Here is a 21,059-nt window from a genome sequence, read left to right as displayed (position 1 = left end):
AGCTCCTCTGGTGTCAGTGTTTGTCAGGATCGGACGAGGCGGGCGATGGCGTCGGAGGCTTCCTTCACCTTTGCGTCGGCTTCGGGGCCGCCCTTGACCGCGGCGTCGACGACGCACGTGGCCATGTGCTCGTGCAGCAACTCCAGCGCGAACGACTGCAACGCCTTGGTCGCCGCGGACACCTGCGTCAACACATCAATGCAGTATGCGTCCGCCTTGACCATCCGCTGCAGGCCGCGCATCTGCCCCTCCACCCGGCGCAGCCGGGCCAGACTGTCAGCCTTCTTGTCCATTATCAGCACCCCCATTCGTCCTACCCATGAATCTACCCCTACCCCCCTCGGGTATCAACCACCCGGCGCGTGACCCCGATCATACCCCTAGGGGGTACTGGCGTCAGTCCGCAGTCGGTTCCGGCGTCACCGTCAGGCGGCGGCGCCTGCGTGCGGCGTTCCAGCGCGCCAGAGGTTCGATACCGCGCGCCGCGATCGGGCCGAACACGGCGAGGATCAGCACATACGCGGCGGCCAGCGGCCCCAGCTGAGGGTTGATGCCCGCCGCAACGGCCAGCCCGGCGATGACGATGTTGAACTCGCCCCGCGGCATCAGCGCCGCCCCGGCGCGAAGGCGCCCCGCGGTGCCGATCCCGGCGCGGCGGGCGGCCCACCAGCCGGTGGCCAGCTTCGTGGCGATCCCCGCCAGGGCCATGAGCGCGGCGATCCACGCCACCGGTGGCAGCAGCGTCGGGTCCGTGTGCAGCCCGAAGAAGACGAAGAACACCGCGGCGAACAGGTCCCGCAGCGGGGTGAGCAGTTGGCGGGCGGTGTGCGCGAGCGGGCCGGACAGCGCTATCCCCACCAGGAAGGCGCCCACGGCCGCCGACACCTGCAGGTACTGCGCCACACCGGCCACGAGCAGGGTCAGCCCGAGCACCTTGAGCAGCAGCACCTCCTCGCTGGGCGAGGCGACAAGACGCTCCACGAGCCCGCCGAACCGCAACGCGATGACGAGGATGACGGTGATCGTGGCCGCCGCGATCGCCAGGGTGATCGACCCCGCCAGCAGACCCGCCCCGGCGAGTAGCGCGGTGAGAATCGGCAGATAGATGGCCATGGTGAGGTCTTCGAACACCAGCAGCGACAGCACCACCGGCACCTCGCGGTTGCCGACCCAGCCGAGGTCGGCCATGACCTTGGCGGCGATGCCGGAGGACGTGACATAGGTGATGCCGCCGAGTGCGACAGCCGCGACCGGTCCCCACCCGAGCAGCAGCGCGACCGCGACCCCCGGCGCCGCGTTGAGCACGAGATCGACCAGGCCCGCCGGGGCGTTGTTGCGCAGCGTGCCCACCAGTTCCGGCGCGGTGTATTCCAGTCCCAGGGTGAACAGCAGCAGGATCACGCCGATCTCGGCACCGGTCGCGGTGAACTCCTCGCTCGTGGCCAACGGGAGGACGCCACCCTTGCCGAACGCCAAACCGGCCAGAAGATACAGCGGGATCGGGGAGATGCTCCACCGCACCGAAAGCGCGCCCAACAGTCCCAGGCCGAGGACGATGGCGCCGATTTCAATCAGGACAATGGCGCTGTGCATGCCCGCTGTCCCGGCTAACCGTGGGCCAGGATCTGGGCCACCGCAGCGGTCCCTTCCTCGGTCCCGACCACCACGACGATGTCGCCCCCGCGGAACCGGAAGTCCGGCCGTGGGGACGCGATCACCTCACTGCCGCGCACCACCGCCACGATGGACGCGCCCGTGCGGGTGCGCGCCTGGGTGTCGCCGAGTGTCTGCCCGTCGTAGACCGAGTCCGTGGCGATCGGGGTCTGTGACGTCACCAGCCCGGTGGCCTGCTTGTTCAGCTGTGCCAACCGTTCCACCAACCGGGCGGTACCCAACAACTCCGCCAGGCCGTTGGCCTCGTCCGGGGTCAGGGTCAAAATCGCGAGCGCGGTGTCGGGATCGTTGCGGTCATAGACCACCACATCGCGACGGCCGGTGTGATGCGAGATCACTGCCGCGTGCTGGCCGCGAGTCGTGCGAAACTCGTGCCGCAGCCCAATTCCGGGAAGATCTGTGCGCTCCACGTCCATCGTGCTGGTCCCTTCCACCGTCACCCAACGCGGAGATCATCCCAAAAGCGCGCCCGCATGGCCACCCGACCCCCCATGCCGTCCGAAGTGGATGGTGCTACCTCGCATGGTGCCTCGCACCGGCCGTCCCGCATGGCCGCTGCGCCGAGATGCCGGCGGGGGTGGTTGGTGTGCGTCTTGCCGGGGCAAGTCGCACCCGGGTGGGGGCTGCTTTCGCGCGGCGACCGGATGGAGGCCGGCCGCCGCGTGTGGTGTCGTGTCTAGAGTTTGCCCGCGCCCGCGTTGGCGGTGACGGATCCCTTGACAGTGGCGACGTTTTCGGCCGTGTAGCTGTACGGCACGGCTGCCACCGAGCCGTTGGTCTCACACGGACCGGAATTGGTCAGCGAATTGTTACGCGCCACCAACCGACCCGGATCAGAATCGGCGTAGCCACTTGCCGACCAGCACGCCTGCTGCACGTTTTCGAACACATTGCCCTCAACCAGCAAACCCGCATCCATCGTCGACGCGATCGCATACGAAGCCGAGTTGTTGTTCACGTTCGAGTAAAAATTGTTGTACACGTGCACCGTCTCACCGAACCGCACCCGCGGACTACGCTCAAACGTCCGGTCAAACCAGTTGTGATGATACGTGATCCGCAGATGACCCCGATCCTCACCAGAATTGCTGTCCGAATGCCCCACCAGCGACGTCTTCCAGTGATTACGGATGATGTTCCACGACACCGTCACATAATCACAGGCATGCGTGCAGTCCAGCATCCCGTCATAAAAGTCCGGATCACTCTCGATCGTCGAGGACATCGTGTTGTGATCGATCCAGATGTGCGTGGCGTTCTCGATCTGGATCGCATCAGTACCCCGCACCCCACGAATGTTCATGTTCTGAATGATCACATTCGCCGGACGCATGTCCTCGATGTTCAACGTGGTCCCGGAAACCCCCGAACTGGCGCCGACACCGCGAATTGTCTTGTTGGCGCTGATCTCCACCGTGCCCGAACCGGACAGCATGCCGCTGACCAGAATCGTGCGGGCACCGGAGGCCTGCGCCTGAGTGCGGAAGTCGTTCCAGTTGGTGACCGTCACCGTCGGGCCGCCCGCACCACCGGTCGTGCCGCCACCCTGTGTGGCCCAGCCGACGATCCCACCGGGCGGTTGCGGATTACCGCCACCGACCTCGAAATCCAGCCAGTCCACATTGGGCAGCCCGTTGGCGGTGGTCGGGTTGAGCCGGATCGTGTTGCTGCCCGCGTTCACAGACACCGACAGGGTCTTGGTAACCCACGTGTTCCACGCTGCGGTGCCCTCAAACGACGGCGTCTGAACCGTGGACCCGTTGACGACCAAACCCGCCGGCCGGGCGGTCGTGGTGCCATTGGCGAACCGCACCCCCAACGTGGCGGTGCCCGCAGCCGAAGCGTTCACGGTGAACTGCAGGTAGGCACCGACCGCGTTGTTGCCGTTGCAAAACCCGGACCCGGAAAACCCGGCCCAGTTCGAATCGATCGTGCCCGTGCACACCGCCGGGGAATTCTCTGCCTCATACCGGACGGGCGCGGCATGCGCGGCGGGCTGAGACAACACCACCACGGCACCGGTCAACAGACCGACACACGCGAAAACAGTTTTGAAGCGCATCTTCGTCTCCGAAGGGGCTAGCTCGTCACACGACGAAACGGGACGTGCGACCCGCCGACCGCGCCGCCCGGCTTATCACACGCGTGGACAACGCTGGCGCTGCCCGGTACACCAGCTAGGAAAGCGCTTTCCGACCGACAGCATGTCAGAATCAATCGATGAATGCAAGGACCGTTTGGCAGCCGGAGCTGCTCAACGGTCCTTGCGCGCGTGCGTCAGAGCTGGCGGAAATAGTGCGCGACCGGGAACAGGGTGCACCCGAGGCTTTCGTACAAGGCCCTCGCGGGTGCATGGAACGGGTCGCCGCCGGTGCCGATCTCGACCACCTCGGCGCCAAGCGATCGCATGTGCGCGAAGGCGTGTTCGCAAAGCGCCGTGCCGAGTCCGTGTCTGCGATGGTCGGCTGACGTCGCCAGCATCACGATGGTGGCGTTTTTGCGCGCCGGATCGACGCTCCACGCCACATAACCGACGATGATCTCGTCGACCTGCGCGACCGCGACCTGCCTGTGCTGGCTCGGGTCGTGCAGCTGCGGCACTTGCGTGCGGTAGTCGTCGCGCCAGTTGCCGTGCTGGTTGGCGAAAACGGCCTCGCCAACGATGCGCCGGAACGACTGCTCGTAGAACGGTCCGAAGGTCTCGATGGTCAGCTCGACCAGCCGTGGGAGGTCAGGCTGAACGAAGGAACGGATGAACATGGGAGTGTGCCTTTCGTCCTGAGGGGTGGATGGTCCGATGAACTCCCTCAGGGACGAACCCGCCAAGCGGCAAAACACTCCATGGCCAAGCATGCTACATGTCGGCCTTCCGGTCCGTCGCCGGTTTTTTTTAAGGGTACCCGACCGGGCACCGATGGCTTCACGCTCAACGGATATTGAGCGTCATGTCGTCGCCCGGTGGCCGGGCCTCGACCAATCGCAGCAGGGCGTTGGCGGGCACGCTCAGCGGGCTCGTGGTGCGCGTGATCAGCAGGTCGGTGCCGACGACTCCACTGTGGACGGTCGGACCGAACGGGCTCCAGTAGGCCCCGTCGGTGGTGATGGTCAGCTCGGCGGGCAGGTCATCGCGCTGGGCGTCGACCCCGAGCCGGTAGTCCACGGCCCGGCCGCGGCGCACGATGGGTCGGATGACGTGGTCTTCGTCGGGCACGCCCAGCTGTCGGTGCAGCGCGCACAGGCGGTCCAGCTCAGCGTCCTCAATGGACTCCACGGTGGTCGCGATGCGTACCCTAATGCCTAGATCTACCAAACGCGGGATGGCGTCGACGACCTTGGCGAAGTTTTCCGCGCCGCGCATCTCGTCGTTGGCGTCGGGATCGGGCCGGTCCAGCGAGATCTGCATGGCCACGGAGCTCCCGCGGATCGGCTCCAGCCGGGCCAGCCGCTTCGGGCTGAACAGTGTGCCGTTGGTCAGCACCAGCACGGGCAGATGCGTTGCCATCTCGGCCAGCGTCTGCGGCAGCCACATGAGCAGGAACGGCTCGCCCCCCGTGACGCCGAGGTCGGTGAAGCCGAGCTCGGACGCCTCCCGCGCGATCTCGACCATGCGGGTTGGGCCCAGTTCGCGGCGCGGCACCTGCGGCGCAGATTCGGTCAGGCAGTAGGTGCACGCCAGGTTGCAGTGGTAGTTGGCATACATCCAAAGCCGACCCGGCAGCCGCCCACCGGCTACCGCTTCAGCGATCTCGCTCATGCGAGAGCCAGCTCGTTGAGACGGGCCAGAGTGCTTGGCGCCGTGGGCAATTCGAGCATCGTCGCGAGCCGGTTGAGCATCAGCGTGGCCCCGGCGAGGACGGTCAACTCGACCAGTTCGTGCTCGGCGAGGTGCTCGGCCGCCTCCGCCCGCGTCTGCGGGTCGGGCGGGGTCAACGATGTCGCGGCATCGGACCAGGCGATCACCGCGCGTTCGCGTGGATCGGTGAACACCTGCCGGAAGTCGTGTGCGAGCCGCAGCGCCAGGATCTCGTCGCGCGTCAGGCCCGCGTCGAGCGCGACGGCGGTGTGCGCCTGCACGCAGTACCGACACCCGGCCCGCGCGGAAACCCGGACTATCACCAGCTCCTTGGTCCGCCACGGGATCCCCGACGGCCCGAGCGCCACACCGATGAACGGCATGGCCGCCTCCAGCAGCTCGGGCACGTGGGCCAGCGAGCGCACGATCGGGCCCGGGTCGCCGCCCCGGTAATACGGAGCAGCCAGCAGCGGGGCGTCGGCGGCGGCGAGCAGACGGACGGCAGTCACGGCGATCACGCTAGGCGGCCCGTGCTCGTGTTGTCATCGACGCACTCAAGGATGTCATCGTTTCGTAAGACACGAACCGGCACGCGCATGGTTCCGTTGTAGGCGTGCGCCGACTCGTGTCCTTGATCGTCCTGACGCTCGTGTTCGCCTCGGCGTGTACTGGAGGAAAAGCTTCTGAAGAAAACGGGCTTCCGGAAACGCTTCGTGTCGGCCTGATCCCCAACATCGCGCCGGAGCAGCAGCGCGCCAAGTATGAACCGTTCGCCGAGCACCTGCGCCAACGCCTGGGCGTCAAGGTGGAGCTGTTCGTCGCGGCCGACTACGCGGGCGTGGTGGCGGCGCTCGCCGGTGGGCGGATCGACCTGGCCTATCTGGGCGGGCTCACCTATGTGCAGGCCGAGCAGCAGGCGAAGCTCACGCCGCTGGTCACCGAGATCGACCACGAGACGGGCACGGCGGAGTATGTGTCGGCCATCGTGGTCCGCGACGACGTGCCCCATCGTGACCTGCGCGCCGACATCGTCCAAGCCGGACGGTCGTTCGCGTTCGGCGACGTCAGCTCCACTTCTGGCAGCCTGTATCCGCGCCTCATGCTCGCGGACGCGGGGGCGAAATGCTCGCCGCGCAAGGTCGACGAATGCCCGCCACTGCGCAGGGTCAGCTTCACCGGCGGCCACGACGCGACCGCGCAAGCGGTGCTGAGCGGGCAGGCGGACGCGGGCGGCATCGAGCTTCGGATCCTGCGCCGCCTGGAGAAGGAGGGCAAGGTGCCGGCCGGCAGGTTGCGCGTCATCGCCGAGCGCCGCGTCCAGGGCTATCCGTGGGTGATGCGCGCGGCCCTCGGTGAACCGGCGCGGGCCGCGCTCGCCGACGCGTTCGTGTCCATTCAGGACACGGTGCTGCTCGATCTGATGCGGGCCAAGGGATACACGGCGGTCACCCCTGCCGACTACGAACCGATCCGGCGCGCCGCCACGGATCTCGGCCTGCTCACCACGAACGGCTGAACGAGTGGACATCCACACCAGTGATCTGACGGTCGACTTCGCGCACCGCCGGTTGCGCGCGGTCGACGGGCTGAGCCTGCGGATCGCCGCGGGGGAGCACGTCGCGCTGCTCGGGCCGTCCGGCGCGGGCAAGTCCACATTGCTGCGTGCGCTGCTGGGCGCGGTCTGCGCCACCGGGTCCGTGCGGGTGGGCGGGATGGACCCGTATTCCGCGGCGCAGCGCCGGGCCGTGCGCCGCGCCACCGGTGTCATCCGGCAGGGCGGCGATCTGGTGCCGGGTCTGACTGCCCGGACAAATGCTTTTATGGGTAGCAGTCCAGAGTGGACGGTGCGCGATTGGTTGACCGTCCTGTGTGGACGCGTGCCGAGTCGTTACGCCGTCCGGCTCGGCACGCTCGCCGAACGCCACGGCGTCGCCGAGTCACTGAGCGCCCCGGTGCGTGAGCTGTCCGGAGGGCAGCGGCAGCGGGTCGCGCTCATCCGTGCGCTGCTGCCCGGCCCGCGCCTGATCCTCGCCGACGAGCCGACCAGCGGGCTCGACCCGGTCAACGCGGCGGCGGCCGTGGACGCGCTGTGCGCGCTGCCCGGCTCGGTGACGGTCATCGTCGCGACGCACGACCTGGCGGTGGCGGGCCGGTTCCCCCGCATCCTGGCGCTGCGCGACGGGCGCCTGGCCCATGACGGTGCCACCATCGGCGCGGAGATTTACACGTGACGACGACTTCGCGGTGGGTCGGGACGGCCGCGCTGGCTGTCGTCCTCGGATGGGCGGTGAGCGGCAGCGGGGTGAGCGTCGCCGCGCTCGTGCAGGGCAGGCAGGGGGCCGCCGCGCTGATCGAGGGCTTCCTGTCGCCGGACCTCTCGCGGGAGTTCCTGGGCGACGTGGCCGCGGCGGTGGTCGAGACGGTGCAGATCTCGTTGACCGGCCTGCTGTTTGCCGCTCTGCTCGGGCTGCCGCTGGCGTTTCTGATCGCGGGCAACGTGCAGGCGCCGCGCCCGCTGCGCTCCGCGGCGCGTGTCGTCGCGGCGATGCTGCGCGGTGTGCCAGACCTGTTGTGGGCGTTGCTGTTCGTGGCAACGGTCGGCCCGGGAGCGGCGGCCGGTGCGATGGCATTGGCCGTGCACGGCGCGGGACTGTTGGCCAAGCTGTGCGCCGAGCAGATGGAGGCGGTGGACCCCGGCCCGGTCGAGGCGCTGCGGCTGACCGGCGCGGGCCGCCCGGCCACCGCCATGCTGGCCGTCGTCCCGCAGGCCGCGCCGGGACTGGCCTCGCTGCTGCTCTATCAGTGGGAGTGCAATCTGCGCACCTCGACCGTGCTGGGCTTCGTCGGCGCCGGTGGGATCGGGCAGGAGCTCGCCATCTCACTCAAACTTTTCCGGTACGACGAACTGTCCACGCTGATCCTTGCGATACTCGCCATCATCCTGGTTGTCGATCGAGCCTCGCGCGCGGTGCGCCGCAGATTGGGAGCGACCTCATGAACGTTTTGCGTGCGTGGGCGGACGACCTGGCCGCCTGGCGCATCCCGGAGTCGATCCTGTTGGCGGTGGACGAGTCGCCGTGGGTGTTGCCCGACGAGGTGTTCGCGCGGCGGGCCGAGCGCTACATCGCGCATCCGGAAGGCGCGTCGCATCGGCTGGCCGTGCAGGCGCTCGGCGACGGCGGCACCGTGCTCGACATCGGGGCCGGGGCCGGGGCGGCCAGCCTGCCGCTCGCGCGGTTGCTGACCGGCCTGACCGCCGTGGACTCGCATCGGCCACTGCTCGACGATCTGCGCAAGCGTGCCGCGCCGTTGGGTGTGCAGGCGCGGCTGGTGTGCGGCAGGTGGCCCGACGTCGCGGGCGAGGTCGAGCCGGCGGACGTGGTGCTGTGCCATCACGTGCTCTACAACGTCGCCGAGCTGGAGCCGTTTGTGGCGGCGCTGACCTCGCATGCGCGCCGGGTCGTCATCGCCGAGATCACGGTGCGCCATCCGTTGGCGGAGCTGAACCGGTACTGGAAAGAATTCCATGGCATCATCCGGCCGGAAGGCCCCACGGCCGAGGACGCCATCGCGGCGCTGCGGGCGCTCGGCCTCGACGTGGAATCCGAACGGTGGACCCGCACGCCGATGGCCGAGTATGCGAGCTTTGAAACGCTCGTCGATGTCACCCGCCGCCGCCTCTGCCTGCCGCCGCACCGCGCGGGCGATGTCGCGGCCGCGCTGCGCCGCGACGCAATCAGCGAGCACACCCCACCCGACCTCGGCTCATCCGGACGCGAGCTGGTCACCCTGTGGTGGCAGGGAACGGCTCAGCCGCGAACCTCCGATGGCCGCTGATCGAGGCCGGCGAGCCGGGCGCTTCGTGTGGTGGGTCAGGGCGTCGGGTCCGCGCGGGTGAGGGCGACTGCCAGCAGGCCGAAGCCGAGCCCCAGCCACAGCCCGAACGTGGAGCCGTTGCTGTTGGTGGCGAGCGAGGAGCCGTTGGTTTGCAACACGACTTGCGCGATGGCAGCCGCGAGGAACCCGGCTCCCGCCAGGAGCACCACCGCCCGCACACGTAGCCAGCCGCCGGCGATCGCCAGCAGGCCGAGCACGATGGCAACGGCGATGCCCGCCTGAGGGATCAGCACGAAGTGCAGTTCCCGCTTGAGGACAAGGAAAATCAGGCTCGCCGGCGAGGCGACGCCCAGCCACACGGCGGCCCGGTCGGCCGCGGTCCGCGCGCTCATGTCGGGCAAGCCCTCGCTACTGTGGCGTCCCTCCGCTGCGCTCCGCGGCGCATGCCCCTCGATTCGCTCGGGCAAGCCCTCGCTCATGACACCCTCACCAGGGTCCGGGCCGGCCACGAGCGGGACCGTTGCCACGCGGGCCGCAACACGCCGTCGACTCCGGCATAGCGCCCGGCCGCCGTGGCGAAAACGGCCAGGTGCGCCATGAACATCAGGAAGTACGACCAGGGCCACTCGTGCGGAGCCCGCAGCGCCGAAAAGATGATGGCCAATGTCTGGGCCATCCCGAGCACCGCCCAGAATCGCGTGCCGAGGCCGACCAGGAGGAAGCCGCCCAGCGAAGCCTCAAGGAACAGCACGGCCCAGCCGAAGAACGCGAAGTTGGGCAACACCACGTGCTCCACCAACCACGTGTAAGGGGGGAGGACCGGAAACTGCACCGCGAAGCCCGTCCAGTGGCGCAGGTCGGCGAACTCCGGCGGCACCTTCCAGCCGGCACCCCCCAGCCACAGGAACCCGAGCCCCACGCGGACCACGGCCAGCAGCGCGCGATCCAGCTTCGTGGATGAAGTGTTCACCAGCCGATTCAACTCCCGCGCCGGTAGGCAGGCAAGCATTGACGTCCTTACGAAAGCATTATCGGGCACCCGCGTTTTCTCCCGCCCCGAGGCGGGAAAGTCCCGGACATGGTCGAGATCGTGGAGCGTGCCGCGGTGTTGCAGCTGATCGCGTCGCACCGGGCCCAGCTGGTGGAGGTGCTGCCGCGCCCGGAGTACGAGTGGGCGCACCTGCCCGGCGCAGTCCACCTGCACCTCAAGGAGCTCGACGCGGACAGTGCGGCAGCCCTGGACACACAGCGGCCCGTGATCACGTACTGCAACAACACGGAGTGCGACATGAGCCCGCGTGCGGCGGTCCGGCTGCAGCGGCTCGGCTTGCGCCAGGTCTACGATTACGCGGGCGGGAAGATGGACTGGCTGTCCTTCGGTCTCCCGTTTGACGGCAACGCCGATCTGGTCGGCAACCATCTCGACCGCGACGTGCCCACCTGCCCCACCGACACGACCCTCGCGGCGCTGCGGGAAAGGCTCGGTCGCGAGGCGCAGTTGTGTGTCGTGACCGACGACCACATCCTGCAGGGCATCCTCACCCATGACGCGCTGCACCACCAGCCGGGCGAGCTGACCGCGGAGCAGGCCATGACGTTCGGCGTGAGCACGGTGCGGCCCAGCGAGGAAGTCAAGGACCTCAACGAACGCATGCGCCGCCGCCGCGTCGCCCTTGCCATCGTCACCAGCTCCGACGGCCGGCTCCTCGGCACCTACACCCCGGAGTCCGGATGACCCGGGTGGCGGCGCCGGGTCAGCGCCACGGTGACGAGGCGCCTACACCCCGGAGTCCGGATGACCGCGAGCGGGCGTTCGACCGGTTCTGGCGCGGGCGGCGGCAGCCCGGAAGCAGGCCGGGCTCGGGGCTGGGTCTCGCGATCGTCAAACAGCTCCTGATGGACGATGGCGGTACCGTATCGCTGGAAGAATCACCCTCCGGCGGCGTGACCGTCCGCATCGTGCTGCGCACGCCCCAAGCCACGTAAAGACAATCCTTGCCATAACCTTGCACTCCCTTGCCGGTCCGCTGACCCGTTGCTGGATGGCGACTCCGCATCGTTGGTGGTGTTGAAGATCCCGCCGAGAAAGGATTCGGAGTGCGAAGGACACCACGATTCGTTGTCACCGGTGCGCTTGCCGCAGCGCTGGCGCTGGGAGCCGCCGCGTGCGGCACAAGCCAGGCAGCGGGTGTAACGGCATACCACGCGGCGACCGCCGCCGGTGCATCACAGACGCCGACCAAGGAGACGATCGCGAACCTGTTCGCCGAATGGAACGCGTCGCTGGCCACCGGCGACCCGCAGCGGGTGGCCGACCGCTACGCGCCGGACGCGGTGCTCCTGCCCACGCTTTCCAACAACGTCCGCACCGACCGCAACGAGATTGTCGACTACTTCATCCACTTCCTGGAGGGCAAGCCGCAGGGCGCGATCAAAGAGTCGACCATCCATGTCCTGGACGACAACACGGCCGTCGACGCGGGCGTGTACGTCTTCACCCTCACCAAAGACGGAAAGCAGCAGCAGGTTGAGGCGCGCTACACGTACGTCTACGAGTTGCGCGACGGCAAGTGGCTCATCATCAACCACCACTCGTCGGCCATGCCGGAGAAGACCGGGTAGCCACGAGCCGGGCCACTGCAACAAACCTGCAAACGCAGGCTATTGAACTTAGGAAAGCGCTTTCCCTAGGCTGAGGGCCAATCAAGTATGCCGATACGGAGAGGCTAACGGTCATGGGAAAGCCAACCGGGCGCAAGGGGCTCGTGGCGGCCGCCGCGGGCTCCCTGGCCGCGGCGGCGATGGTCGTGATTGGACTGTCGACCACGGCTGCGGCGGCGACGCTGTTCAGTGATGACTTCAACGATGGCAACGCCGGCGGCTGGACGACATCGGGCGGGTCGTGGTCGGTGGTCGCCGACGGCACACCCGTCTATCAGCAGGGCGGCACGAGCTCGGACGCGCGTGCCCGCGCCGGCTCGGCCACCTGGACCAACTACACGGTGACCGCGCGGGTCAAGCCGACCGCGATCAACGGCAGCAACCGGTTCGTGGCGGTGCTCGCCCGGGTCCAGTCGTCCACGAGCTACTACTATCTCGCGCTGCGCAGCAACAACACGGTCGAGCTGAAGAAGCTCGTCGGTGGCTCGGCGACCACGCTGGCCTCGGCCGGCGTCACGTTCTCGCTCAACACATGGCACACGCTGAGCCTCGAAGTCTCGGGCAGCACGCTGCGCGGCATGGTCAACGGCGGAACCGCTCTGACCGCGACGGACACGCAATTCGCCAGCGGGCAGGTGGGCGTGGCCACGTTCTACGCCAGCGCCCGTTTCGACGACGTCGCGGTCAACGACGGAGCGCAGCCTTCGCCGAGCGTGTCGCCGAGCGTGTCGCCAAGCGTCAGTCCATCGACTCCGGCGGGCAACGCTGTCTACGTGGCGACCAACGGCAACGACAGCAACGCGGGCACGCTTGCCGCTCCACTTCGGACCATCCAGCGGGCGGTCGATCTGGCCCAGCCCGGACACACCATCTACATCCGCGGTGGCACCTACGCCCCGTCCACCAACATTCAGATCCTCAAGAACGGCACGTCGTCGCAGCCGATCACGATGCGCAACTACAACAACGAGCGGGTCATCCTCGACGGCGAAAACATGCCCTACACCCCCGGCGCCGTCGGCTCGACCATCCCCCGCCCGGAGCGTGGCGCGATCCACATCGAGGGTGACTGGTGGCGCATCATCGGACTGGAAATCATCCACGGCCCCTATGGCGTCTTCGGCCTGGACTCCAGCAACAACTACTATGAGGGGCTGGTGACCCGGGACAACTATGAGTCGGGGTTCCACCTGTTCCTGACGTCGAGCAACAACACCATTGTCAACCTCGACAGTTACGGCAACCGCGACCCCCGCAACAACGGCGAGTCGGCCGACGGCCTTGCCATCAAAGAGGGATCTGGTACCGGAAACGTCGTGCGCGGAGCCCGCCTGTGGAACAACTCCGACGACGGCCTGGACTTCTGGATGTTCCAATCGCCCATCCTGGTGGAGAACAGCCTGGCGTGGGGCAACGGGTTCAACCGGTGGAACATCCCCAACTTCACGGGCGACGGCAACGGGTTCAAGCTCGGTGGCAACGGTGTGGCGGCCAACATCACGGTGCGCAACAGCATGGCATGGGACAACGCGGTCAGTGGGTTCATCGACAACAACAACCCGGGCCAACACCGCATCGAGCGGTGCACCGCGTGGGACAACCCCGGGACCGGGTTCGACTTCGACCGCTCCGACAGCACGCTGACCGGCAACCTCGCCGTGGCCAACGGCACCACCCACTCCTACGGTTCGAACTCCAGCGGCTCGGGCAACTCGTGGGATCTGGGCGGCAGCTGGTCGTTGCAGAGCACTGATCCCAGTGTCATCACCGGGCCACGCAACGCCGACGGCTCGATCCCGTCAACCACGTTCCTGCGCCCCAGCAACAACGCCAACGTGGGAGCCCGCTTCTGAAAACCATTGTGGGGCCGGGGTTTTCGCCCCGGTCCCACCTCACGTCCCACCGATCTCGGCGATGATCTCCTGCGCGGAGCGTACGCCGACACCGGTGATCTCATCCGGCTTTTCCACCGCCGGGGCGAAGAGGCTACAAGGACTCACCGAAGTTTGCGGATGTACGCCTCGATCTCCTCTTCGGTCGGCGGCCGGAAGTAGTCGTACGGTGCAACGGATACACCTTCACAGACCCGACGGGGATCATCCTCCGTCGCGTCAGGGTCCAAGTCCCTGGCCCACCTTGATCCCATCGACCAGATCGCGAAGCCTGGCTCGAACCGATATCCGATGTCGATCGGCTCGTAGCGGTAGCCTTTCGCAGCCAGGTCAGCCACGACGTCGTCGAGGAACCGGTAGGTCAGCTGAACATCGTCGAAGAAAACCTCCTCACCACCGTTACCGCAATAGCCGAGCTCCACGATTTCGACCGTGTCGTCCTCTGTATAGGTCAGCACAAGTTGGGGAACGGTGTCGTAGACCGCTCTGCGTGAGCGGCCGGGATGTATAGGCGCACCTAGGCGATGCTCGACCTCGTCCCGGCTGTGGCCCACCTTTGCCGATGCCACGCCCTCGCCAGGCAGGATTTCCATCGGGCAATGATGCCACCGGCCGGTCACGCTGGCACTTGGGTAGCGCGGCTCGACCGGAAAGGGGTTAGTGGGTGGTGGTTTTGGCGAGTTCCGGTGTGGGGTCGGCTGTGGGTGCTGCGGGTGCGGCCGGTTTGGTGCGGGGCAGCATGATGAGCGCGAGCGCCACTGCCGCCAGTGAGAAGGCGACGGCGATCCACGAGCCGAGGGCCATTGCGGTGACGAACGCTTCGCGGGCCGCCGCGATGATGCCCGGGTCGCCCAGTGCGACCGCACCGGCGATCGACTCGCGCGCCGCGTCGGGCGCCGACTCTGGCATCCGTCCGGTGTAGACGGACGCCAGAACGCTGCCCAGCACCGCCACCGACAGGGCCATGCCGACCTGCTGCACGGTGTCGTTGAGCGCCGACCCGACCCCGGCGTGCTGTGGCGGCACCGCGCCCAGCAATGTGGTGTAGGCCGCCGGTCCGGCCAACCCGCCGCCGACTCCCATGATGAGCAGCCCGGCAATGAGCGTGCCGTAGCTGCTGTCCGCGTCGAGGAACGCGATGACGCAGAATCCGGCCGCGATGACCACCAGACCGACCGCGATCAGCAGGCGGTTGCTGACCCGCTGGCCCAGCCCGGCGCCGACCGCGTTGAACAGTGCGGCCGCGACGGCGTAGGGCAGCAGTGCCAGGCCCGCCTTGATGGGCGTGTAGCCCTGCACCAACTGGAGGTATTGCGTGAGCATGAGCAGCAGCGCACCGGTACCGAAAGAAAGCAGAACAATGGAAAAACTGGCGCCGCTGAACCGGCGGTCGCGGAACAACCCCAGCGGCAGCATCGGATGCTCGGTCCGCCGCTCCCAGACGATGAAGGCGATCAGGCCGACCACTGCCAAGCCGACGGCGATCAGCACGCGCGGCTCGGACCAGCCGTCGACCGGCCCGGCGATGATCGCGTAGACGAGGGCGCTCATGCCGACGGTCGACAGCACCGCGCCGAGTGGGTCGATCGCCCGCGCCGGGCCCTTCGACTCCGGCATGAGCAGCAGCGCCGCGATGATCGCCACGATCGCGATCGGCACGTTGGCCAGGAAGATCGACCCCCACCAGTATTGGTCGAGCAGGAAACCGCCGACGGTGGGCCCGGCGATCACGCCGACCATCGCGACCGCGCTCCACGCGGCGAATGCCTTGCGCCGCTCGTCCTCGGCGAAGACGGTGATCAGGATGGACAGCGTGCTGGGCATGAGCAGCGCGCCGCCGACGCCCATGAGCGCCCGCACGGCGATCAGGTGCCACGGCTCCTGCACCACAAGCGCGAGCAGCGACGCCCCGCCGAACAGGGCCAACCCGATGAGCAGCATGCGCCGCCGCCCATAGCGGTCGGACAGCGCGCCCGAGGTCAGCAGCAAACCAGCGAAGACCAGGATGTACGCGTCGAGAACCCACTGGATGTCCGACGGCGTGGCGCCGAGGTCGGTCATGAGCGCCGGGATCGCGAGGTTGAGCACGGTGTTGTCGACGACCAGGACCAGCAGGCTGAGGCAGAGCACGGCCAGGATCCACCAGCGCCTGGGGTCCCGGACCGGGACCTCTTCTCGTACAGTGTGCGATTGCATTCGCACACTGTACGACATCCTCGCACAGTGTGCGAGAGGGTTTATGCTCGTGTGATGCAGAAGATGGCGGGCTCGGTGTGGACCCGGGAGAAACGGCAGGCCAAGGCCCCGACGCTGGGCCGGGAGCAGATCGTGCGGGAGGCGATCGCCCTGCTCGACGGGGAGGGCGCGGACGCGCTGAGCATGCGGCGCCTGGCCGCCCGGCTGAAGTCGGGTGCCACCAGCCTCTACTGGCATGTCGCCAACAAGGACGAGCTGCTCGACCTGGTGCTCGACGAGGTCTACGGCGAGCTGAAGGTGCCCCTGGACGAGGAGGGACTGCGCTGGCGCGATGTCGTGCAGCGGTTCGCCTACTCGATGCGCGACACGCTTGCCCGGCACCTGTGGGCCGTGCCCTTGGTGGGGTCGCGGCCGGCCATCGGCCCCAACGCGCTGCGGGCCATGAGCCACCTCACGGGCGCGCTGCGCGACGCGGGCTTCGCCGGCTACAACGTCGATTACGCCGCCTCGTCGGTGACGGTGTACGTCCTGGGGTGGGCCCTGTCCGAGGTCTCATGGCAACGCATGCTCGCCCAGTCCGGTGGCGACCCGCGCGCGGTCGTGGCGGAGATGGGACCGCTGTTTGAGAAGGCCGCCGAGGCCGCCAACTACCCGGAGCTGCTGGAGGGCTACCAACGCATGCAGAGCGAAGACCCGACGGTCATTCGGGCGCTCGCCTTCGAGTTCGGCCTCGTGAGCCTGCTCGACGGCCTGGCTGTGCGGCTGGAACAGCAAGAGCTCCCCAAGCGCGGCAAGCGCCCCGCTAGGCGTTAGCTTTGAGACCGCGAGCGCGACCATCAGCGTGGTGATGCAGTTGTGTGGCGTGCGTGCGATGACCCACGAGTTGCGCGCCTCGCGGTATTACCTGCGCGTCCGCCACGAGGTCGCACGGCTCGGCCGGCCGGGCGACCTGTGGCGGGAGGTCGGCCTGGCACGGGTCAAGCGGGCGTCATGAGCCCCGCCTGGTAGGCCAGGGACACCAGCTGCGCGCGGTCCTTCACCTGCAGTTTGGTCCGGAGTCGATAGATGTGGGTCCGCACGGTGGTCGGTCCAATGTAAAGTTGGTGTGCTATGTCGTCAATGGACATGCCGCTCGCGGTGAGCAGCAGGATCTCCCGCTCGCGCGGGGTCAGCGAGCGGACCGCGAGCTCGGACATGGGCATCGTCGGTTGCACCGTGGATTCGCCGTTGCGCCCGCGAAACCAGGTCAGCATGCGCTCGGCCACGCCGGGGCCGAGCATCGCCTGCCCGCGGGCGGCGATGCGCACGGCGAGAACCATCTCCTCCGGGCTCGCGTCGTCGGCCAGCACCGCGCTGACGCCCGCCCGCAGGACCGCCGTGAGCAGTTCATTGTCCTCGATCGTCGCGTACATCAGGAAGCGCGGCGGCGGGTCGAGATCCTCGCGGCCGAGGCGCTCGATCACCTCGATCCCCGAGGAGCTGCCGAGCGCCAGGCCGGTCAGCACCACGTGCGGCCGCGTCTGCCGGGCGGCGACGATCGCTTGCGTGACGTTGTCAGCGGCACCGACAACATCGATGCCGGGGGTGGCGGTAAGCATCCTGTGCAGGCCCTCGCGCACTATGGGCAGGTTGTGACAGACAAGCACCGACGCCGGCAGGCTCGAAACCATGTAACCCCCCAGGTTCATGCGTTTCACGTGCACATGCGACGCGTGAAACAGGGATCATTGTAATTATTTCGAACGTCAGAATAGATTCAAACTACGCTGAGGACATGACGCGCATGAGTGCGCTCCAGGTTCGCGGATTATGAAAACGAAATCGGCAGCAGGACCTGCCGCCCACCAACCGGTTGCCTCCACTCGGCATTATCGTCCAATATGGACGGTGGGGTCGTGAAGGCTCAGGACTCGGCCCCGAACCGACCGCAGTGCACGCAGATGATCGTCGCCAGGAAAGGCGCCTGCGCAGCGTCCCGTGGCCCGTCACAAGCCGGATTCCTCCAGCGGCCTCGGTAAGCCGCCGGAGCGGCCGTTTCTCACCGGTGGTCAACAAGCCCTTGTGCATGGCCGGTCCTTGCCGAACACCGAACTTGCCGAGGACGACACAGCGGAGTTGGTCGCCCATGGCGGCCGCCAAAGGAAGGCCGAACCGTGTGCCCATGGACATTCCCAGGTATCCGAGGTGCTCGGTGTCCACGATGCCAAGGGCCCCAAGGGAGTCGACGGTTGCCCTCCATTCGTCTGCCATTCGATCGAGGACGACTTCGATCCCCCTTCGGCGATGCGTGCCTGATAGTCCGCAGCGGTCAGCCGAGCGGCAACTCGATCACCATGGAAGGGCCCGTCGATCGCGAGAGCCGCGAGACCGGCATGTGACGCAAACCAATGGGCCAGGCCCATGATGCGCTCGCTTCGCTTGTGCCCGCTACCGCCGTGTCCCAGCAGGACCACAGGCGGTGGGGACACCGGGGCGAGCGGAAGCCACAGGACCCCCGGAACCCCGCCAGCCGGCCCGACCAGGCGGAACCACTCCTCGACGACGCCGTCGTCCACCGCTCGGCGTCCGATCCACTCAATCGGCCCATCCACGAAGCCATCCAACCAGTCTTGTGATCAACAGGTGAGGGATCTGTGAGACGGGTGCCGATACTTGGCGGCGAACCGCTTCGGGCAGCTTCGCGGTTCGACCTACCAACCCACAGGAGGTTGCACGTGAACGGATTGCGGAGGCACCCGGCACGGATTGTCGCCGTGCTGATGGTCTCCCTCGGCTTGGCGATCGCCGCACCGCACGCGGCGCTCGGGGCCGAGCGGTACCTCAGCGTCACGGCCTACCGGCAGGAGCAGTCGAATTGGTGCTGGGCCGCGGCCTCGAAGATGATTATCAAGTACCAGACGGGCCGCATCATCGCGCAGTGCCAGATCGTCAAGGACGGCAAAGGCATCTCGACCTGCCCGAACCAGGCGGGCTCGCGGGCGAACGTGATGCGCGCGCTCGACATCCACGGGGTCAACCCCGGCACCACGGTGGACCTGAGCTGGGGCCAGACCGTCGCGGAGATCGACACCTCGCGCCCGATCTACAGCGGCATCGCGTGGAACTCCGGTGGCGCGCACGCCCACGTCATCCGTGGGTACTACAGCACGGGCTACTCCACGGGAGTGTCCTATATAGACCCGCTGACCGGCACGACCGCGTCCCGCGAATGGGCCAATTACAACTCCAACTCGAGTTGGACCACAACCACCGCCCTCATCTATCTCTACCGGCAGTGAACGAGGCTGACATGACTGCTAAGAAGACGCTACGCATCGGTGTGCTGGCGACGGCGGCGCTCGCCATCGGCCTTGTGCTGCTCGGTTCGCCCGCATCCGCATCCCCTTCCGCGCCCCAGCCCATCGTGTCGTGGTTTGCCTATGACGCGGGTCAGGTCGCCAGCGACGTGCTGGAGACCAGGTCGGTCGGGCTTGACGCCAGCAGATCAGGCGGCGTGTACACGGCAGGGGCGCCGGTGCACCTGCACAACTGGAACCCCGCCTTCGTCGCCGGCACCTCGGCCGAGACCGTTGTGGCACGCGACGAGTGGGTGGCCGCCCTGTACCGCGACGGCCAGGTCGTCGGCACGATCGCCGCGGTCTTCACCCCTGACGGGAAGGTCGCCTTCGCCTACGCCGACGATGACGTCACCGCGGGCAAGGCGCTGGTGACAGGCGAAGGTACGGGCAAAGTCGTTGCGGATCCCCGCATGGGCGGTCTCGTCGAGGTGACGCCCGACGGCAAAGCATCCGGATTGTCCGCTGTGGCGGCCGCGATGGTCGAGCGCCTCAACGCCGGGAATGATCTGCGGGCGGCCGTCCGCAAGGCGCATCAGCCGAGCCCGATGGACCTCGACTCGGCCGAGGGCGGAAGTGGTGTCCCGGCCGAGAGCCGTGGCGCGACACCGCTCGGGTTCGGGCTGGCGCTTGCGCTGGCCGGGCTCGTGCTCTGGCTCGCGTGGCGGCGCCCGTCGGCCCCGCTGGCGCACCGCCTGTAGGGGAGCCAAGGTGCTGCACGGGAAAATTCGCTCGTGCAGCACCTTAGGATGAGCCCGTGCCCATGCGACTGACCCATCTCGGCTTGCCGGTCAGCGACGAGGCCGCCGACGAGCCGGACTATGTGGGCTTCAAGACCCACGATCCGGATGGTCACCGCGTCGAGGTCTATTGGGAGCCCGCCCGCCCCGGCGCATAATCCGGAGGTCGGTTACTTCAGCCGTTCGCCTTCAGATCGGCCGCCTGTATGTGCTCGCCGGCCGTGACGGTGACGGTCGTCTTCGCGCCGCCGGCGTCGAGCTCGTACTTCCCCGGCTGCAGCGACCAGGTGTAGCGGCCCGCCGCGTCGGTGGTGATGGCGATCTCGGGCACGGGCCGCGGTGGGTTGTCCAATGAGGACGCCTGCACCAGGATGCCGGACAGCGGTTTGCCGGCGGCGTCCGTGACCAGGCCCGTGACGTTGCCGAGCGCTGCCGGACCGGCCGCGGTCACAGACGGGTTGACCGGATCGTGCGGCTGCGGCGCGCCGGGCCCGCGTTCGCCGGCGCAGGCCGCCAGCAGAGTCGCGGCCATTGCCAACGCGGCCATGGCGGTGGAGCGGGGCATGCGTGACTTCCTCTGATCTGTGACGGCGCTGGGGCTGGCCCCGGACGGGGAGCTGTCCGGGGCCATGTTTATTCGTTACGCGTTGATCCAAGCGACGAGGTTGTTGAACACCGGTTCCCTGATCCGCGGGCCGCTGTTGAGGCTGCCGCCGTAGGCGTGGATGGCCGCACTACAGTGCCCGCAACCGGCTAGGTTCGGCACATATACGGTGCTTCCACTCTGCCCGCCGACCGTGTCGTTGTTGTAGAACAGCCGCAGCGACTCGGACTGGATGGTGCCGTCGGAGGCCCACTGCTGGTTGATCGGCTTGTCGCCGGGGTAGCCCTGGGTCCGCACGAAGGTGCCGATCAGGCTGGCCGAGGTCCA

General features: G+C 67.7%; 28 protein-coding genes. 14 read left to right on the top strand and 14 right to left on the bottom strand.

Going from position 1 to position 21,059, the window contains the following annotated elements; all coding sequences use genetic code 11:
• Nucleotides 1-23: 23 nt before the first annotated feature.
• The 7 genes from DM816_RS01055 to DM816_RS01025 all read right to left on the bottom strand — a co-directional run bounded on the left by DM816_RS01055 (nucleotide 24) and on the right by DM816_RS01025 (nucleotide 5,976).
• Entirely contained in the window at nucleotides 24-293 is a 270-nt protein-coding gene (locus DM816_RS01055) for a metal-sensitive transcriptional regulator (RefSeq protein WP_117208174.1), read from the bottom strand.
• Nucleotides 294-396: 103 nt separating this feature from the next.
• Nucleotides 397-1,593, bottom strand: a complete 1,197-nt coding sequence (locus DM816_RS01050) for a cation:proton antiporter (protein ID WP_117208124.1) — start codon at nucleotides 1,591-1,593, stop codon at nucleotides 397-399.
• A 14-nt stretch (nucleotides 1,594-1,607) separates the two neighbouring features.
• On the bottom strand, nucleotides 1,608-2,090 hold the full coding sequence (locus DM816_RS01045) for a cation:proton antiporter regulatory subunit (RefSeq protein WP_117208123.1): 483 nt from the start codon (nucleotides 2,088-2,090) through the stop codon (nucleotides 1,608-1,610).
• Nucleotides 2,091-2,350: 260 nt separating this feature from the next.
• On the bottom strand, nucleotides 2,351-3,736 hold the full coding sequence (locus DM816_RS01040; protein WP_117208122.1) for a pectate lyase family protein: 1,386 nt from the start codon (nucleotides 3,734-3,736) through the stop codon (nucleotides 2,351-2,353).
• Between the two features lie 215 nt (nucleotides 3,737-3,951).
• Nucleotides 3,952-4,434 carry a GNAT family N-acetyltransferase gene (locus tag DM816_RS01035; protein WP_117208121.1) on the bottom strand — a complete coding sequence of 161 codons (483 nt, stop codon included), beginning with the start codon at nucleotides 4,432-4,434 and terminating at the stop codon, nucleotides 3,952-3,954.
• 166 nt (nucleotides 4,435-4,600) lie between these two features.
• The gene (locus DM816_RS01030; RefSeq protein ID WP_117208120.1) at nucleotides 4,601-5,428 is read right to left on the bottom strand and encodes a radical SAM protein; all 828 of its coding nucleotides are present in this window, start codon (nucleotides 5,426-5,428) and stop codon (nucleotides 4,601-4,603) included.
• Nucleotides 5,425-5,976 (bottom strand): carboxymuconolactone decarboxylase family protein, encoded by a 552-nt coding sequence (locus DM816_RS01025; RefSeq protein WP_162906979.1) that lies wholly within the window; start codon nucleotides 5,974-5,976, stop codon nucleotides 5,425-5,427. The genes DM816_RS01030 and DM816_RS01025 overlap by 4 nt, the downstream gene beginning before the upstream one ends.
• A 104-nt stretch (nucleotides 5,977-6,080) precedes the next feature.
• Here DM816_RS01025 and phnD point away from each other — a divergent pair, with 104 nt between their 5' ends.
• From phnD to DM816_RS01005, 4 genes are read left to right on the top strand one after another with little or no spacing between them, the layout of a single operon-like run.
• Entirely contained in the window at nucleotides 6,081-6,983 is a 903-nt protein-coding gene (gene phnD / locus DM816_RS01020) for a phosphate/phosphite/phosphonate ABC transporter substrate-binding protein (protein ID WP_117208118.1), read from the top strand.
• A 4-nt stretch (nucleotides 6,984-6,987) separates the two neighbouring features.
• Nucleotides 6,988-7,698, top strand: a complete 711-nt coding sequence (locus DM816_RS01015; RefSeq protein WP_162906977.1) for an ATP-binding cassette domain-containing protein — start codon at nucleotides 6,988-6,990, stop codon at nucleotides 7,696-7,698.
• A complete protein-coding gene (gene phnE, locus DM816_RS01010) occupies nucleotides 7,695-8,465 on the top strand; it encodes a phosphonate ABC transporter, permease protein PhnE (RefSeq protein WP_117208116.1) in 771 nt (256 codons plus the stop codon). The genes DM816_RS01015 and phnE overlap by 4 nt, the downstream gene beginning before the upstream one ends.
• Nucleotides 8,462-9,304 (top strand): class I SAM-dependent methyltransferase, encoded by an 843-nt coding sequence (locus DM816_RS01005; protein WP_117208115.1) that lies wholly within the window; start codon nucleotides 8,462-8,464, stop codon nucleotides 9,302-9,304. Before phnE ends, DM816_RS01005 begins: the two co-directional genes overlap by 4 nt.
• 35 nt (nucleotides 9,305-9,339) lie before the next feature.
• Here the strand turns inward: DM816_RS01005 and DM816_RS01000 are convergent, their stop codons facing one another.
• Together DM816_RS01000 and DM816_RS00995 are read right to left on the bottom strand one after the other, a co-directional pair.
• On the bottom strand, nucleotides 9,340-9,696 hold the full coding sequence (locus tag DM816_RS01000; protein ID WP_117208114.1) for an Rv1678 family membrane protein: 357 nt from the start codon (nucleotides 9,694-9,696) through the stop codon (nucleotides 9,340-9,342).
• Between the two features lie 83 nt (nucleotides 9,697-9,779).
• The gene (locus DM816_RS00995) at nucleotides 9,780-10,274 is read right to left on the bottom strand and encodes a TQO small subunit DoxD (RefSeq protein ID WP_211588503.1); all 495 of its coding nucleotides are present in this window, start codon (nucleotides 10,272-10,274) and stop codon (nucleotides 9,780-9,782) included.
• Nucleotides 10,275-10,382: 108 nt separating this feature from the next.
• Here DM816_RS00995 and DM816_RS00990 point away from each other — a divergent pair, with 108 nt between their 5' ends.
• From DM816_RS00990 to DM816_RS00975, 4 genes are all read left to right on the top strand, one after another.
• Nucleotides 10,383-11,039 (top strand): rhodanese-like domain-containing protein, encoded by a 657-nt coding sequence (locus tag DM816_RS00990; protein ID WP_117208113.1) that lies wholly within the window; start codon nucleotides 10,383-10,385, stop codon nucleotides 11,037-11,039.
• Entirely contained in the window at nucleotides 11,036-11,290 is a 255-nt protein-coding gene (locus DM816_RS00985) for a sensor histidine kinase (protein ID WP_117208112.1), read from the top strand. Before DM816_RS00990 ends, DM816_RS00985 begins: the two co-directional genes overlap by 4 nt.
• 111 nt (nucleotides 11,291-11,401) lie before the next feature.
• Nucleotides 11,402-11,926: an SgcJ/EcaC family oxidoreductase gene (locus DM816_RS00980; RefSeq protein WP_117208111.1), complete on the top strand. Its 525-nt coding sequence runs from the start codon at nucleotides 11,402-11,404 to the stop codon at nucleotides 11,924-11,926.
• Nucleotides 11,927-12,039: 113 nt separating this feature from the next.
• Nucleotides 12,040-13,818: a right-handed parallel beta-helix repeat-containing protein gene (locus DM816_RS00975; protein WP_211588502.1), complete on the top strand. Its 1,779-nt coding sequence runs from the start codon at nucleotides 12,040-12,042 to the stop codon at nucleotides 13,816-13,818.
• A 143-nt stretch (nucleotides 13,819-13,961) separates the two neighbouring features.
• Here DM816_RS00975 and DM816_RS00970 read toward each other — a convergent pair whose 3' ends face one another.
• Together DM816_RS00970 and DM816_RS00965 are read right to left on the bottom strand one after the other, a co-directional pair.
• Nucleotides 13,962-14,450, bottom strand: a complete 489-nt coding sequence (locus DM816_RS00970) for a hypothetical protein (protein WP_117208110.1) — start codon at nucleotides 14,448-14,450, stop codon at nucleotides 13,962-13,964.
• A 64-nt stretch (nucleotides 14,451-14,514) separates the two neighbouring features.
• The gene (locus tag DM816_RS00965) at nucleotides 14,515-16,053 is read right to left on the bottom strand and encodes an MFS transporter (protein ID WP_117208109.1); all 1,539 of its coding nucleotides are present in this window, start codon (nucleotides 16,051-16,053) and stop codon (nucleotides 14,515-14,517) included.
• A gap of 54 nt (nucleotides 16,054-16,107) precedes the next feature.
• On the opposite strand from DM816_RS00965, the gene DM816_RS00960 reads away from it, so the two are divergent.
• The gene (locus DM816_RS00960; RefSeq protein ID WP_117208171.1) at nucleotides 16,108-16,866 is read left to right on the top strand and encodes a TetR/AcrR family transcriptional regulator; all 759 of its coding nucleotides are present in this window, start codon (nucleotides 16,108-16,110) and stop codon (nucleotides 16,864-16,866) included.
• Between the two features lie 31 nt (nucleotides 16,867-16,897).
• Nucleotides 16,898-17,047, top strand: a complete 150-nt coding sequence (locus DM816_RS42060) for a hypothetical protein (RefSeq protein WP_162906976.1) — start codon at nucleotides 16,898-16,900, stop codon at nucleotides 17,045-17,047.
• Here DM816_RS42060 and DM816_RS00955 read toward each other — a convergent pair.
• Nucleotides 17,031-17,741, bottom strand: a complete 711-nt coding sequence (locus DM816_RS00955; protein WP_246001418.1) for a LuxR C-terminal-related transcriptional regulator — start codon at nucleotides 17,739-17,741, stop codon at nucleotides 17,031-17,033. The genes DM816_RS42060 and DM816_RS00955 overlap by 17 nt on opposite strands.
• A 289-nt stretch (nucleotides 17,742-18,030) precedes the next feature.
• On the opposite strand from DM816_RS00955, the gene DM816_RS42055 reads away from it, so the two are divergent.
• From DM816_RS42055 to DM816_RS42050, 4 genes are all read left to right on the top strand, one after another.
• Complete coding sequence (locus DM816_RS42055; protein WP_162906975.1) at nucleotides 18,031-18,348, top strand: hypothetical protein; 318 nt, start codon at nucleotides 18,031-18,033, stop codon at nucleotides 18,346-18,348.
• A gap of 419 nt (nucleotides 18,349-18,767) precedes the next feature.
• Complete coding sequence (locus DM816_RS00950) at nucleotides 18,768-19,331, top strand: papain-like cysteine protease family protein (protein ID WP_117208108.1); 564 nt, start codon at nucleotides 18,768-18,770, stop codon at nucleotides 19,329-19,331.
• A gap of 11 nt (nucleotides 19,332-19,342) precedes the next feature.
• Nucleotides 19,343-20,089 (top strand): hypothetical protein, encoded by a 747-nt coding sequence (locus tag DM816_RS00945; RefSeq protein ID WP_162906974.1) that lies wholly within the window; start codon nucleotides 19,343-19,345, stop codon nucleotides 20,087-20,089.
• A 56-nt stretch (nucleotides 20,090-20,145) separates the two neighbouring features.
• Nucleotides 20,146-20,286, top strand: a complete 141-nt coding sequence (locus DM816_RS42050) for a VOC family protein (protein WP_162906973.1) — start codon at nucleotides 20,146-20,148, stop codon at nucleotides 20,284-20,286.
• Nucleotides 20,287-20,303: 17 nt separating this feature from the next.
• Here DM816_RS42050 and DM816_RS00940 read toward each other — a convergent pair whose 3' ends face one another.
• Both DM816_RS00940 and DM816_RS00935 read right to left on the bottom strand, forming a co-directional pair.
• Nucleotides 20,304-20,693, bottom strand: coding sequence for a carboxypeptidase-like regulatory domain-containing protein (locus DM816_RS00940; protein WP_162906972.1), 390 nt, complete (start codon nucleotides 20,691-20,693; stop codon nucleotides 20,304-20,306).
• Nucleotides 20,694-20,768: 75 nt separating this feature from the next.
• On the bottom strand, nucleotides 20,769-21,059 hold a 291-nt coding region (locus DM816_RS00935), incomplete at its 5' end, for a trypsin-like serine peptidase (protein ID WP_425455200.1).

Origin of the sequence: Allorhizocola rhizosphaerae, from assembly GCF_003426775.1 — a bacterium.
GTDB classification, from domain to species: domain Bacteria; phylum Actinomycetota; class Actinomycetes; order Mycobacteriales; family Micromonosporaceae; genus Allorhizocola; species Allorhizocola rhizosphaerae.
Note: the sequence above shows the minus strand (reverse complement) of the source record. Positions and strands in the feature narration are given on the sequence as shown.

Coding starts and splice junctions, on each gene's coding strand:
- DM816_RS01045 (WP_117208123.1), bottom strand. CDS start 2,090: ATGGACGTGGAGCGCACAGATCTTCCCGGAATTGGGCTGCGGCACGAG.
- DM816_RS01030 (WP_117208120.1), bottom strand. CDS start 5,428: ATGAGCGAGATCGCTGAAGCGGTAGCCGGTGGGCGGCTGCCGGGTCGG.
- DM816_RS01055 (WP_117208174.1), bottom strand. CDS start 293: ATGGACAAGAAGGCTGACAGTCTGGCCCGGCTGCGCCGGGTGGAGGGG.
- DM816_RS00945 (WP_162906974.1), top strand. CDS start 19,343: ATGACTGCTAAGAAGACGCTACGCATCGGTGTGCTGGCGACGGCGGCG.
- DM816_RS00960 (WP_117208171.1), top strand. CDS start 16,108: ATGCAGAAGATGGCGGGCTCGGTGTGGACCCGGGAGAAACGGCAGGCC.
- DM816_RS01040 (WP_117208122.1), bottom strand. CDS start 3,736: ATGCGCTTCAAAACTGTTTTCGCGTGTGTCGGTCTGTTGACCGGTGCC.
- DM816_RS00940 (WP_162906972.1), bottom strand. CDS start 20,693: ATGCCCCGCTCCACCGCCATGGCCGCGTTGGCAATGGCCGCGACTCTG.
- DM816_RS00985 (WP_117208112.1), top strand. CDS start 11,036: ATGACCCGGGTGGCGGCGCCGGGTCAGCGCCACGGTGACGAGGCGCCT.
- DM816_RS00955 (WP_246001418.1), bottom strand. CDS start 17,741: ATGAACCTGGGGGGTTACATGGTTTCGAGCCTGCCGGCGTCGGTGCTT.
- DM816_RS00970 (WP_117208110.1), bottom strand. CDS start 14,450: ATGGAAATCCTGCCTGGCGAGGGCGTGGCATCGGCAAAGGTGGGCCAC.
- DM816_RS01050 (WP_117208124.1), bottom strand. CDS start 1,593: ATGCACAGCGCCATTGTCCTGATTGAAATCGGCGCCATCGTCCTCGGC.
- DM816_RS00990 (WP_117208113.1), top strand. CDS start 10,383: ATGGTCGAGATCGTGGAGCGTGCCGCGGTGTTGCAGCTGATCGCGTCG.
- DM816_RS00975 (WP_211588502.1), top strand. CDS start 12,040: ATGGGAAAGCCAACCGGGCGCAAGGGGCTCGTGGCGGCCGCCGCGGGC.
- DM816_RS01035 (WP_117208121.1), bottom strand. CDS start 4,434: ATGTTCATCCGTTCCTTCGTTCAGCCTGACCTCCCACGGCTGGTCGAG.
- DM816_RS01005 (WP_117208115.1), top strand. CDS start 8,462: ATGAACGTTTTGCGTGCGTGGGCGGACGACCTGGCCGCCTGGCGCATC.
- DM816_RS00965 (WP_117208109.1), bottom strand. CDS start 16,053: ATGCAATCGCACACTGTACGAGAAGAGGTCCCGGTCCGGGACCCCAGG.
- DM816_RS01000 (WP_117208114.1), bottom strand. CDS start 9,696: ATGAGCGCGCGGACCGCGGCCGACCGGGCCGCCGTGTGGCTGGGCGTC.